The sequence below is a fragment of the Paenibacillus sp. FSL K6-0108 genome (assembly GCF_045040695.1).
GTDB lineage: Bacteria > Bacillota > Bacilli > Paenibacillales > Paenibacillaceae > Paenibacillus > Paenibacillus pabuli_B.
The window spans coordinates 4998226-5010990 of sequence record NZ_CP150288.1 but is presented as its reverse complement, the minus strand read 5'-3'; the positions used below and the strand labels follow the sequence as shown (position 1 = coordinate 5010990).

The window sequence follows — 12765 nt, the reverse complement described above, 5'->3', positions numbered from 1 at the left end:
AAAAATCCATTCTTCTCATTCACTAATTTGATATACTGGTGTAAAATCATTGGAATAACAGCTGTTCCAGTATATAAAAAGTGAGGAATGCAGATTATGTATTTACATGGTACAAGTAAAATAAATGCACAGGGCCATCTCGAAATTGGTGGCGTGGATACAACGGATTTGAAGGAACAATTTGGAACTCCACTGTACGTTGTGGACGAGCAATTGGTTCGCGAGCGTTGCAGAGAGTACATGGAAGCATTTCGCGCTTCCGGCCTTGGATTTCAGGTTGCTTATGCAAGTAAAGCGTTCTGCGTGATGGCCATGTGTGCTCTTGCAGCCGAAGAAGGACTTTCCCTGGACGTCGTATCCGATGGTGAATTGTTCACGGCCCTGCAAGCCGGTTTCCCGGCAGAGCGCATTCACTTCCATGGCAACAACAAAACGTTGGAAGAGATTGAAATGGCGCTTGATGCAGAGATTGGCTGTTTCGTTGTGGATAACTTCAATGAGCTTCACTTGCTGCAAGCTGTAGCCGCGGACAAAAATCGCAAAGTCAACATTTTGCTGCGTGTGACGCCTGGCGTTGAAGCGCATACCCATGAATATATTTCAACAGGACAAACGGATTCCAAATTTGGATTCGACATCGGCAATGGAACGGCATTTGAAGCTATTGAACTGGCTTCCAAACAGTCGAACTTGGTGTTACTCGGTGTGCATTCACATATCGGATCCCAAATTTTCGAAGTGGAAGGATTCCAAATGGCAGTTCAACGCGTTGCGGAGTTTGCAGCAAATGTGTATGAGCGTCTTAACGTTGCGTTTAAAGTAGTTAATCTGGGCGGTGGGTTCGGTATCCGTTATATTGATGGGGATACACCGCTTGAAGTTTCACAATACGTAAAAGCCATCACCGATGCGGTGAAAAATCATTTTGCTCAAATCGGCTATGCCGTGCCTGAGATCTGGGTTGAACCGGGCCGCAGCATCGTAGGTGAAGCGGGAACAACGATCTACACTGTTGGAACAAGCAAAGATATTCCAGGAGTTCGCAAATACGTAGCTGTAGATGGCGGAATGACAGACAATCCGCGTCCGGCACTGTATGAGTCCAAATATGAAGCCGTATTGGCAAACCGTGCAAATGAGGCTGCTCAGGAAACGGTATCTGTTGCTGGTAAATGCTGTGAGAGCGGCGATATGCTGATTTGGGATCTGGATCTGCCTAAAGTGCAAAGCGGCGATCTGCTTGCAGTAGCTTGCACAGGTGCGTACAACTACTCTATGGCAAGCAACTACAACCGGATTCGTCGTCCTGCAGTTGTGTTTGTCAAAGACGGCCAAGGAGACGTTGTGGTACGCCGTGAGACGTATCAGGACATCATCCAGAATGATCTGGTACCTGAGCGCATTGCAAAACAGCCAGTTACTCGTTAATGTAAGAACCAAATAGCGGAGTTCTACATGGAGAAGACAAAAAAGGGTTCAGCCTTTTTTGTCTTCTTTTACTCTTAAGGGCCGGATTTTGAAAAAAATCTTGCTGATTATTTTGCGATCCATCCATTTTCGGTGTACACTAAGAAAAGTGCTATAAAGCTTGGCCCAGGGTCATGCGTTCTGGCACCATTAACGATGGTCAATACGAAAGGAGTCATTTACATATGGCGAAACAAGCGAAAATCAAAATGGCAAACGGCGGAGAAGTTGTAATCGATTTGTTCGATCAAGAAGCTCCAAACACGGTAGCAAACTTTGAGAAACTGGCTAACTCCGGTTTCTACAACGGTCTTGTATTCCACCGTGTTATTCCGGGCTTTGTAGCTCAAGGCGGATGCCCTAACGGTAGCGGTGCAGGCGGTCCAGGTTACACAATTAACTGTGAAATCAACCCGAACAAACATGAGCGCGGAACTTTGGCTATGGCGCATGCAGGCCGCAACACAGGCGGAAGCCAGTTCTACATCTGCTACCAACCGCAGCCACATTTGGATGGACAACATACTGTATTTGGTAAAGTTTCCAAAGGTATGGAATTCGTGGACGCTTTCGAAGGTCGCGACAAAATGGAAACTGTTGAAGTTGTAGAAGCTTAATCCAATCTACAAAACTTCAGACGACTGAGCAAACCCTGGTACTTCTGTTACAGAAGTACCAGGGTTTTTTTGCATTTTCTAGCCTTTTTGCATATATGACTGGTCCCAAATAAGCTAAAAGGAACTGGCATGAAGGCCCATTCTGGGTTATTCTGGCTATAAATCAAGCTGGGAAACCAAAAGTGTGTGTTTCGTCTGCCATCGGGTTTACCATCAGGAGAGGATGTTCTGAAACATTGGATATTGTTCAACAGCTTAAACTGCTTCAACAAATTTATAGTGAGAAAATGTTGTGGGACGAGGAGTTGCAGGCTTCAAGACATGTCGTTCCAAAGAGCATTTCCAGCCAAGATCTCGAAGGTCTCAAGATGGCTGGCCATCTTCCGAATCAATTTGTGAAGCCACAGCATGATGAGACCGTTAGTGAACTGAAAACACTGGCTAAGCGTTGGACGCTTCAGGAAACAGCGCAGTGCTTCGTGGCTTCTATGTGGTCGGCACCCATGATCTGGCGTTCGCTCCTGACAGGCAAACTCATCGCGAGCAGTATGCCGGACCATGAACTTACCCCATATCCATCCATGAATACCTGTCAGGTCTGCGGATTGTCAGCAGATGAGGGAGTAGACACGTCGCTGCAATGGTATTGGCGGATGACGAACGGTACACCGCTGGATGGTGATATCCTTGGACATGTACTCGCTCTCAGAGAGCTGTCTGAATCGCAGGAACTGCCTGTTCCAAACGCATACGATCGCTGGACATTCCGTGCTGTGTTGACTGTGCTTCGTAACTTGCCTCCCAACACACGTTATAGCAAGGCAGCAGAATTACTGAAGAAAGAACGTCTCCTGCCGGCTAAAAAGATATATGTGTACCGTGATCTGCTGGAAACGTTAGCTTTAATCGGCATTCTGGATACGCCCGAGCATCCAGGCATGATCACGTCATTCACGTTGTACGTCAATCGGGACCAGCGGCCAAACGTTCGGGTTGAAGTGCAGGCACCTCTGGCCTGGTGGAATTCGTCTGTTGGCGTGAATGAAAAAAATCTGATCAACATATTCGGTGATTATGACTGCAGTGATGTTTCCCTTGAGGAGAGGCCAGGACCATATCCACCGCTGAAAGAGACGATTGTCGGGGCTTTTGAAAGCAGAAAAGTAGTTTATGTCAAAGCGCCCAAAAAGTCTCCTGACGCCGGAATCGGTGAAGTACAGCCCGGAGACGTATATGCAGTTCGGGTACGTGAAGGCGCATGGATTACTGTATACTGTCATGAAGTTAAGGAAAAGCGTGCCATTGTCGAATATTTGGATGGTGTTTTTGCTGAGATGCCCGGAAAAGCAGATTTGATCCTGACCGTTCGTCCACGACCGGATGAACGATGGCAATGTTCGGCAATTGCCATCGATTCCACGAGCTGGGTCAGAAGGGTTGCCCGGGATATGCCAGCCCCTGCGGCGTCTCAGCCAGAACCGGATCGGATTCCGTTTCATAACGCCAAGGATTTGAAACATATGGCAAGCTGGTGTTTTCCTGATCTGTAGCTTCGTATCTCGGAAGAGTTGCGGTTTTAGGTATGTCAAAGCTTATTAAAAGTTAGTATGTGACAAAAAGGAACAAAAAACAATTGATTTTTTGGCATTAAAGTGCTAACATCCAATTAATAACGAAAGCGAATCCTTCAGGGCAGGGTGCAATTCCCTACCGGCGGTGATGCAGTATGTGAGGATATCTATCCAGCATTGATGCAAAGTCCGTGACCCGTCTGCCTGTGGCAGATGGCTGATCTGGTGTAATTCCAGAACCGACAGTATAGTCTGGATGGGAGAAGGAGAGGGTGCAGTCCGCAGGACCGCATTCCGCAGTAGTGTTGCTGTACAGTTTTTGACGAATTCATTTCCTGTGCAGGGAGAAATCCGGTTACTTTTCCGGCAATCTTCATACATATGCCACATCATAGAAGCTCTTTACCTGTAATTAAAGTTCATTTAAGGTATGTGTCTGTTTTCACTTGCCAGAAATGAAGTTTGGGCGAAGTGTTGTTGGTGCTGTATCAAAGTTACTGCTGGTGACACATGTCTCTCATCATCCCCATCGAACGGATTGTTCGACGGGGATTTTTTTATAATATCAGTAATGTAAAAACTTCGAAGCATGATGTTCCTGATATTGCAAGAAAAAATTCCTTTAAACGCGGTCTGGCTTCCTAGGAGTACTTCGATAGACGTTTTTCTTATTGGATATGGAACATGCCTCTCTGTTGGAAGGGAGGTCTAAACTCAAGATTTTAACCGTGGGGTGAACGGATTTGGAAATGATTAATGATGAATTTTATATGGCGCTGGCACTGGATATGGCAGAACGGGCCCAAGGGCAGACTGGAATCAATCCGGTCGTAGGGTGTGTCGTTGTAAAAGAAGGGCGAATCGTGGGCCTTGGAAGTCATCTTAAACGGGGAACGGGTCATGCTGAGGTTCATGCACTGAACATGGCGGGCAGTGATGCTGAAGGTAGTACCGTGTACGTTACGCTTGAACCTTGCAGTCATTACGGAAAGACTCCACCATGCAGCGAACGTCTCATTCATGAGAAAGTGAAACGTGTCGTCGTGTGCTGCGAAGATCCGAATCCGCAAGTCTCCGGCAGAGGGATCAGCATGCTGCGTCAACAAGGGATCGAAGTTGAAGTTGGAGTGTTGCGTGAGCGCGGAAGACGGATGAACGAGAAATTCATTAAATACATTACAACAGGTCTCCCTTTTGTGACTCTGAAGACGGCATCTACACTGGATGGCAAAATTGCTACGCGCAGCGGTGACAGCAAATGGATCTCCAACGAGTCAGCTCGCGAGATCGTCCATGCTCTTCGCCATCGTCATCAGGGAATTATGGTTGGTGTGGAAACGGTCATTGCTGACAATCCGGAGCTTACAACCCGCTTGCAAGTGGAAGGGATCAGCCCGGTACGAATCGTGGTGGATTCCAAGCTGCGTCTGCCTGTAGGGGCCAAAATGGTCAAGGATGGTCTTGCACCAACCTGGGTGCTTACAACGGATGAGGCTAGTCCTGAAGCGGCTGAGCGGCTGGAAGCCTATGGTGTGGAGATCATACGCTGTGGTCCTGGACCACGTGTCGATCTGTTGAGTGCACTCAGCAAGCTTGGTGAGCGTGAAATTGGTTCGATTCTGCTTGAAGGCGGGGGCACTCTAAATGGTGCCATGCTGGAAGCGCGGTTGGTAGATCGACTGCTCATGTTCATTGCTCCGAAAATTGTCGGAGGATACGAAACACCAGGCAGTTTCCGCTTCGAGGGTGTAGAGCGCATGAGTCAGGCGATTCAATTGCATCAGCTGGAAATTGAGCAAGTTGGAGATAATATTAGCATTGGCGGAATTCCGGTTTGGCCTGAATAAATGAATTGATTGAATTAACAATAACGAAATAAATAAAGGAGGCGGTAGCATGTTTACCGGTTTGGTGGAAGAAGTCGGTCAGATCCGGCGTATTGGTCGGAAAGGTGAAGCGATGGTCCTGAATATCGGAGCTTCCGCCATCATGAACGATCTGAAGATTGGCGATAGTGTAGCTGTAAACGGGGTATGCTTAACTGCGACAACCCTGGAGGGTGGCGGATTTACTGCTGATGTGATGCCTGAGACATATCGACATACCAATCTAAGTCAATTGCAATTCGGCAGCAAAGTTAATCTGGAGCGGGCCATGCTGTCAGGTGGTCGTTTTGGCGGGCATATCGTTCAGGGCCATGTCGATGGCACTGGGGTCATTGGCAGCATTACACGTGACCAGAATGCAATTGTTTTCGAGATCAAACCTGATGATACGCAGCTGTTCAAATATCTGATACCCAAAGGGTCTGTAACCCTGGACGGAATTAGTCTGACCGTTGTGCATACTTCGCAGACTGCATTCACTGTATCCATTATTCCACATACCATCGGTGAGACCGTATTAAATGTGAAAAAGACGGGTGACACCATCAATATTGAGTGTGATATTTTGGGCAAATATGTGGATCATCTGCTTCATTATAGCAAGGGACATGAAAAGAACGGTGCGGGTAAACCGCGAAGTATCAGTGAGGAATTCCTGTCTAATCACGGATTTGCTTAACTAATCGTAATTGATTTAATACAAATATAAATTGAAATGGAAACTGGAGGGTGACCTATGTCAGAGCAATCCATTCTGAATCCTATTGAGGAAGCCATCTACGATCTGATGCAGGGTAAACCTGTTATTGTGGTGGATGATGAGGATCGGGAGAATGAAGGCGACTTTATCGCTTTGGCCGAAAAGGCTACACCTGAAGTGATCAATTTCATGATTACTGAAGGCAGAGGTCTGGTATGTGTTCCCATTACACAGCAACGTGCCGATGAACTTAACCTGAAACCTATGGTTCAGCAAAATACGGACTTTCATGGAACGGCTTTTACCGTCTCTGTAGATCATAAAGACACCACAACGGGCATCTCGGCTCATGAACGCTCCATTACAGTCAAGGGTCTAATTGATCCCGAAGCGAAAAGCGGAGATTTCCGCAAGCCTGGCCACATGTTCCCACTTATCGCCAAGGATGGCGGTGTACTGCGGCGTGCGGGACATACGGAAGCGGCTGTAGATCTAGCCATTATGTGCGGTTCCTACCCGGCAGGTGTTATCTGTGAAGTGATCAAGGAAGATGGTACAATGGCCAGACTTCCGGATCTTCAGGAGATCGCCCGCAAGCATGATCTGAAACTAATCAGCATTCAAGACATGATTCGGTACCGGAATGAGAAGGAACAGTTGGTTCAACGCGAAGTAGCTGTGCGTATGCCAACGGACTTTGGTGAATTCCAGGCGGTGGCGTACACCAATGCGGTGGACAACAAGGAGCATGTCGCTTTGGTTAAAGGCGAAATTGATGGATCGAAGCCAGTACTGGTCCGCGTACACTCCGAATGTCTCACAGGGGATGTATTCCATTCTCATCGATGTGACTGTGGTCCACAATTCGATGCAGCATTGAAACAGATTCATGACGAAGGCAATGGCGTCCTGCTATATATGAGACAGGAAGGCCGCGGTATTGGACTGATTAACAAACTCAAAGCTTACAAACTGCAAGAGGAAGGTCTGGACACTGTGGATGCCAATCTGAAGCTTGGATTTGCAGCTGATCTGCGAGATTACGGCATTGGTGCCCAAATTCTTAAGGATCTAGGTGTTCGACAAATTCGGTTGTTAACCAACAATCCACGCAAAATTAAAGGACTTGAAGGTTACGGACTTGAAGTGGTGGAACGAGTTCCGATTCAGATGGAAGAGAATGAGGATAATACGGTCTACCTGCACACGAAGCAGTCGAAGCTTGGCCATATGCTGAAGTTCGACGATATTGAACAAAATGAAGAAAAAAATTGACAATTAGGGAGATGACTTGAATGCCACACTTTTTTGAAGGACATTTGGTATCGGAAGGATTAAAATATGGAGTGGTTGTAGGACGGTTTAACGAGTTTATTACAAGCAAATTGCTCAGCGGAGCATTGGATGCGTTCAAACGTCACGGAGTACAAGATGATGAAGTGGATGTAGCGTGGGTTCCAGGAGCCTTTGAAATCCCGTTGATTGCCCAAAAAATGGCCGAAAGTGGAAAATACGATGCTGTCATTACGTTGGGAACGGTTATCCGGGGTTCAACGACACATTATGATTATGTGTGCAATGAGATGGCGAAGGGTGTAGCTGCAATTAACCTGAAAACAGGCGTACCTACGATCTTCGGTTTGGTTACAACAGAGAATATTGAACAGGCCATTGAACGTGCTGGAACAAAGGCAGGAAACAAAGGCTGGGATGCAGCTACTGCCGCTATTGAAATGGCGAACTTGACGAAACAGCTAAAATAGTGCTTATTTAATATAGTGCCCTGCTCTGCGCAGACGAAAACGGGAGACCGGATTCGGCGGCTTAGCGGGGGTTTTTATTTTTCTGGCGGGAGGATTCGTCTAGTGACGGTAGTTACATACAAACTGGAGACTTTTGAAGGGCCTTTGGATCTGCTGCTTCATCTGATTGATAAGGCAGAGATTCATATCCAGGATATTCCCATCAGCGATATTACCGATCAATATATGGCGTATCTGCATTCGATGCAGGAGCTGGAGTTGGATATTACGAGTGAATTTCTGGTAATGGCAGCAACACTTCTGTCGATCAAGAGCAAACTATTACTGCCCAAACCTCCGGTAATTGAGGACTTCGAGGATTATGCATATATGGAAGATGAAGATTATGATCCACGTGCAGAACTGATTGCACGTCTGATTGAATATCGCAAATACAAGGGAATTGCGCGGCACTTACATGAACGGGAGTGGGAACGCAGCCTTATTTTCTCAAAGGAGCCCGAGGATTTGCGACCGTATATGCCTGTAGAAGCACAATCGAATCCGGTTGAGGGTTTGCATACCTCGGATCTGATTGCTGCGTTCCAGAAGGCGCTGCGCAAGGCGGAGAAGCGGACAACTGTAACGAGGATCCAACGCGATGAAATCTCGGTTAAAGATCGCATTCGTGATGTCGTTGGCGCTTTGGAAAGTATGGGGCCGGGAGGCAGGCTGTTATTTTCGAAGCTGTTGGATAACCAGATCTACCGGCATGAGATTGTCGTCACGTTTCTGGCGGTGCTTGAGCTCATGAAGATGAAGCAGATCGTATGTTATCAGGAGCGGATGTTTGAGGATATCGTTATGGAGTGGAGAGGGGAAACAAAGAATCATGGATTTTCCGAAATTGAAATCGATTATTGAAGGCCTGCTGTTTTTGTCCGGAGAAGAGGGGCTGAGCATTAAACAAATCGCCGAAATCGTGGATCAACGAACCGAACTGGTGTCGGATGCGATTGAGGAAATGATCGCTGAATTTGCCAACCAGGGGCGAGGCGTACAAATACTTAAAATTGCAGGGGTCGTCCAATTGGGTACCTTGCCTGAACATGCGGCTTATTTTGAGAAATTGGCTTATTCACCTGCACGTACCTCTTTATCCCAAGCGGCTCTGGAGACGTTAGCGATTGTGGCGTATCGTCAACCCATCACACGGGTGGAGATTGAGGAGATTCGTGGCGTAAAGTCGGAACGTGCCATTCATACACTTGTGAACAAGGATCTGATCCAGGAAGTGGGACGGGCTGAGGCCATTGGACGCCCCATTCTATATGGCACGACCAAGTCTTTTTTGGATTACTTTGGATTAGCTTCGCTCAAAGATCTACCTGAGCCAGGATTGTTTGAAGATTCCGAAAACCTGGAGGAGGAAACGCAGTTGCTTTTTGAAAAATTGGATGTGCAGCATGCGGACCTGAACCTGGATAGTACAAATCTTGAAGACGATGCAGATGCAAATGATATAACGGATGAAGATGATGCTTTGAATTCATAGCTTTGACTTTGGACTTTGGATGATTACAAAACCGGTACCTTTTTAGGGATCGGTTTTTTTGACGTGGTATTAAGAATGTATTTCAAGGTGGACCGCCCAAAGATTTATGGAATTTTCAGGTCGGACGTGAATTTTTTGCAATATAGAGTGCCATACTAGACGAGAAAAGAATTGAGGGCTTGGAGGTAAGGCCTGTGTGGATTTGGCTTGGAGGAATCGGCTTGTTGATCGCACTGCTTCTTGTCGCAGTCCTCATCTCGTATGTTCATGTGCATTTTACATTTAGGAAACATAATCATGATGATTATGCAAAGATTACGGTTCGTCTGTTATATGGCACTGTGCGTATTAACTATGAAATTCCCAGTATTGTTTTTCGTAATATGAAGGAAGGTTTCCTGGTCAAGACAGAACAGCGAATGAATCATTCAAGGGGAGAAGCCCAGAGCAGCGAGCGTGTGAATAAACGTAAAGTCAAAAAATGGGCAAAAGATGTAAAAGTCATGCTTCGGGCAACGGAGGCACTGAAACTCTGGATCAAACAAACGCTAACTCGTGTACATATGACTCATTTATTCTGGTCTACCCGTGTAGGAGTCGGTGACGCGGCGTATACGGCTATTCTCATTGGTTGGATATGGAGTATTAAGTCGATTATCGTTGGATACCTCTCTTATCAAATCCGTTTTGAACAAACGCCAATGTTACAAGTTGAGCCGGTGTGGGAAGACGAGATGGAGTTCCAAACCGAGCTGGATTGGAAACTAAAGATCCGTATTACAGCAGTCATGGTTGCAGTGCTTACGTTATTAACCCGAGTGCTTCAAGTGGAGGGAGGATGGCGGATGTGGTTCAAACTCTTAAAAGAACAACGGCGCAGACGCAAGCTGAAGCTCAAGAGGCACAGCAAATCCGATTTATAGCTGGGATTTGCTGTGTTGTCCTTATACCCTGTTTCGGCTATGTGTAATGTATGCTTTGCCATGTAAACGATATGAATTATTTGATCACGGTGTAGTTAATGCTATTTACATAAGTCCCATTAAGTTTGGGGATGATATGGTTAGATCAAACCTAGTTTAAAATGAAACTGGAGGGAATTTAAATGTCAGATCATCCAATTCAAGGCTTAATGGAAACCGCAATGGAGAATATCAAGGCCATGGTGGATGTCAATACAATCGTGGGCGATGCGGTTGAAACACCTGATGGTACTGTAATCCTGCCGATCAGTAAAGTCGGATTTGGATTCGCTGCAGGTGGCAGTGATTTTCATGTAAACGATGGAAGCAGCAAAGGTGGCAACGGAAGCAGCTCTACCGAGCATGCAAGTTCCGCATCAGTTCACTCACCATTTGGAGGCGGAAGCGGGGGCGGCGTATCCATTCGTCCTATCGCGTTCCTCGTGGTTGGCAAACAGGGCGTTCACATCGTTCCGCTTGACAATTCTACGCATCTTTTCGAGAAACTGATTGATTCCACACCTTATGTGATGGACCGGATTCAGGACATGTTCCGCAATCGGAATGCAGCAAACCCTACAGAGTCAGGCATTCCTGTCACACCTGATCCTTCTACGTACAGCTAAAAAAATCGGTTGAAATCCCTTCCGCAGCGCATATGCGAGAGGGATTTTTGCTGTTTTTTAGTGATATGCGGTTGAAAATAACCCAAGTGATCATTATCTAATGAGACTAATCCCTTTGTTCCGCCTAACCTAAACATGAAAAAGATGTTGAAGGGGGAAGGCTAATTGCAAAAAGATACGATCTTTACCGTTTTAATTGGATGGTTATTGTCTGCTATGGTGTACTTGGTTGGAGGGATGGATCACCTGTTTATTGCAGTAACGATTTTTGTGGGGCTCGATTACATCACCGGTGTGTTATCTGCATGGTACAAAAAAGAACTTTCCAGCAGGATTGGATGGTGGGGGCTTGCACGCAAGTCGTTGACATTTGTATTCGTCATTATTGCTCATCAGCTGGATATCGTTGCTGGCAATTCAAACGACTTTATGAGAGATGCCATGCTGATGTTTATCATCGGTACAGAAGGGATAAGCATTCTCGAGAATATGGGGAATTTGGGACTTCCTGTTCCGAAATTTATTACTTCTGCTCTTTTCAAGCTCAGGGGTGAGGAAAATCAAGCTGAAGGCAAGGAGAAGATATAATGCTCCCAATCACAAAGGACTACATACCTGTTAATAAATACAGTCGAGCTGGCATAAAACTGAAGGCTAAAAGAGGAATTGTTATGCATTATACAGCTTCTCCCGGAGCATCGGCCAAAAACATCAGTACATATTTTGCAAGCTTGGCACAGCAAGTTGGAAAAGGCCGTTATGCGAGTGCACATTACTCTGTAGATCGAACCTCTATCTATAACAGCCTGCCAGATGACGAACTAGCTTACCATTGTGGTAGTGAGACCTACACGAAGGAAGCTTTAGCCCATCTCGGAACGTATCCAAACAATAGTACGGTGGGAATTGAAATGTGTATTGAGAAGGATGGCAGCATTCACGAGGATACATTTAATAACACTGTAGACCTTACGGCATATTTGATTCAAGAACGTGGCTTTCCCAATGTATTTTTTACACATAAAGAAGTTGTTGGATGGAAGGAATGTCCATTACCTTGGATCAAAGCCCCTGAGGAATATGAACGGTTTAAACGAGCAGTCGATTCTAAATTGAATCCACTTGAGGAAAAAGTGGTCACGGAGGATGAAGATAATATGAATAAAGTGCTGGATTATGCTCAATGGACATGGAATGAACTTGATCAATACATAGGAGATGCCTATAACGACAATATCATTGACGAATGGGCCTGGGTGGAAAAAGTACGCAAGAAGAAGCTGACCTACGGAGAACTGCTGATGTTGAAGGTTCTAATTGATGAACGCAGACGAAAAAAAGCTAAATAGGTCGATAAAGTAAAGAGGGGATTATCCCCAATGTTCTTTTAACCAAGCATTAAAATGAGCTGCATCTTTCAAAAAATAATAATTTTGTATGATTACAATTTTGTCAGGATGTTCATGTTCATATTGTGAGTGAGACAAAGCAGAATCCCCAATTACCGAGTGATTTACGTCCTTTGTAACAAATTCAAGAATATCTTGGTTCATACAGCTATCCTTTCGTTAAATGCGTCATGTAGTCATGTAGAAGAAGGAGATATCCATGATGTCTCCTACATGTTCTATACGATCTC

The 12765-nt window shown here is 45.8% G+C and carries 14 protein-coding genes and 1 riboswitch; of the genes, 13 read left to right on the top strand and 1 reads right to left on the bottom strand.

Annotation, left to right across the window (positions count from 1 at the left end):
* Positions 1–96 precede the first annotated feature (96 nt).
* From lysA to MHB49_RS22630, 13 genes are all read left to right on the top strand, one after another.
* On the top strand, positions 97–1428 hold the full coding sequence (gene lysA, locus MHB49_RS22690; protein ID WP_405153095.1) for a diaminopimelate decarboxylase: 1332 nt from the start codon (positions 97–99) through the stop codon (positions 1426–1428).
* 224 nt (positions 1429–1652) lie between these two features.
* Positions 1653–2084 carry a peptidylprolyl isomerase gene (locus MHB49_RS22685; RefSeq protein WP_405153094.1) on the top strand — a complete coding sequence of 144 codons (432 nt, stop codon included), beginning with the start codon at positions 1653–1655 and terminating at the stop codon, positions 2082–2084.
* A 236-nt stretch (positions 2085–2320) separates the two neighbouring features.
* Positions 2321–3634: a hypothetical protein gene (locus MHB49_RS22680; protein WP_405153093.1), complete on the top strand. Its 1314-nt coding sequence runs from the start codon at positions 2321–2323 to the stop codon at positions 3632–3634.
* A 129-nt stretch (positions 3635–3763) separates the two neighbouring features.
* Positions 3764–3927: riboswitch (FMN riboswitch) on the top strand.
* Between the two features lie 471 nt (positions 3928–4398).
* Complete coding sequence (ribD, locus tag MHB49_RS22675; protein WP_076291914.1) at positions 4399–5502, top strand: bifunctional diaminohydroxyphosphoribosylaminopyrimidine deaminase/5-amino-6-(5-phosphoribosylamino)uracil reductase RibD; 1104 nt, start codon at positions 4399–4401, stop codon at positions 5500–5502.
* Positions 5503–5551: 49 nt separating this feature from the next.
* On the top strand, positions 5552–6220 hold the full coding sequence (ribE, locus tag MHB49_RS22670) for a riboflavin synthase (protein ID WP_405153092.1): 669 nt from the start codon (positions 5552–5554) through the stop codon (positions 6218–6220).
* 57 nt (positions 6221–6277) lie between these two features.
* Positions 6278–7516, top strand: a complete 1239-nt coding sequence (locus MHB49_RS22665) for a bifunctional 3,4-dihydroxy-2-butanone-4-phosphate synthase/GTP cyclohydrolase II (RefSeq protein ID WP_282189371.1) — start codon at positions 6278–6280, stop codon at positions 7514–7516.
* A 20-nt stretch (positions 7517–7536) separates the two neighbouring features.
* Positions 7537–8004: a 6,7-dimethyl-8-ribityllumazine synthase gene (ribE, locus tag MHB49_RS22660; protein ID WP_024630943.1), complete on the top strand. Its 468-nt coding sequence runs from the start codon at positions 7537–7539 to the stop codon at positions 8002–8004.
* A 102-nt stretch (positions 8005–8106) separates the two neighbouring features.
* Entirely contained in the window at positions 8107–8907 is an 801-nt protein-coding gene (locus MHB49_RS22655) for a ScpA family protein (RefSeq protein ID WP_247898287.1), read from the top strand.
* Entirely contained in the window at positions 8876–9538 is a 663-nt protein-coding gene (gene scpB, locus MHB49_RS22650) for an SMC-Scp complex subunit ScpB (RefSeq protein ID WP_405153091.1), read from the top strand. The genes MHB49_RS22655 and scpB overlap by 32 nt, the downstream gene beginning before the upstream one ends.
* A gap of 194 nt (positions 9539–9732) precedes the next feature.
* The gene (locus tag MHB49_RS22645; RefSeq protein WP_405153090.1) at positions 9733–10461 is read left to right on the top strand and encodes a DUF2953 domain-containing protein; all 729 of its coding nucleotides are present in this window, start codon (positions 9733–9735) and stop codon (positions 10459–10461) included.
* 182 nt (positions 10462–10643) lie between these two features.
* Complete coding sequence (ytfJ, locus tag MHB49_RS22640) at positions 10644–11126, top strand: GerW family sporulation protein (RefSeq protein ID WP_405153089.1); 483 nt, start codon at positions 10644–10646, stop codon at positions 11124–11126.
* Positions 11127–11291: 165 nt separating this feature from the next.
* Positions 11292–11714, top strand: a complete 423-nt coding sequence (locus MHB49_RS22635) for a holin family protein (RefSeq protein WP_405153088.1) — start codon at positions 11292–11294, stop codon at positions 11712–11714.
* A gap of 83 nt (positions 11715–11797) precedes the next feature.
* Positions 11798–12475: an N-acetylmuramoyl-L-alanine amidase family protein gene (locus MHB49_RS22630; protein ID WP_405153087.1), complete on the top strand. Its 678-nt coding sequence runs from the start codon at positions 11798–11800 to the stop codon at positions 12473–12475.
* A 21-nt stretch (positions 12476–12496) separates the two neighbouring features.
* Here the strand turns inward: MHB49_RS22630 and MHB49_RS22625 are convergent, their stop codons facing one another.
* On the bottom strand, positions 12497–12679 hold the full coding sequence (locus tag MHB49_RS22625) for a hypothetical protein (RefSeq protein WP_405153086.1): 183 nt from the start codon (positions 12677–12679) through the stop codon (positions 12497–12499).
* Between the last annotated feature and the right edge of the window lie 86 nt (positions 12680–12765).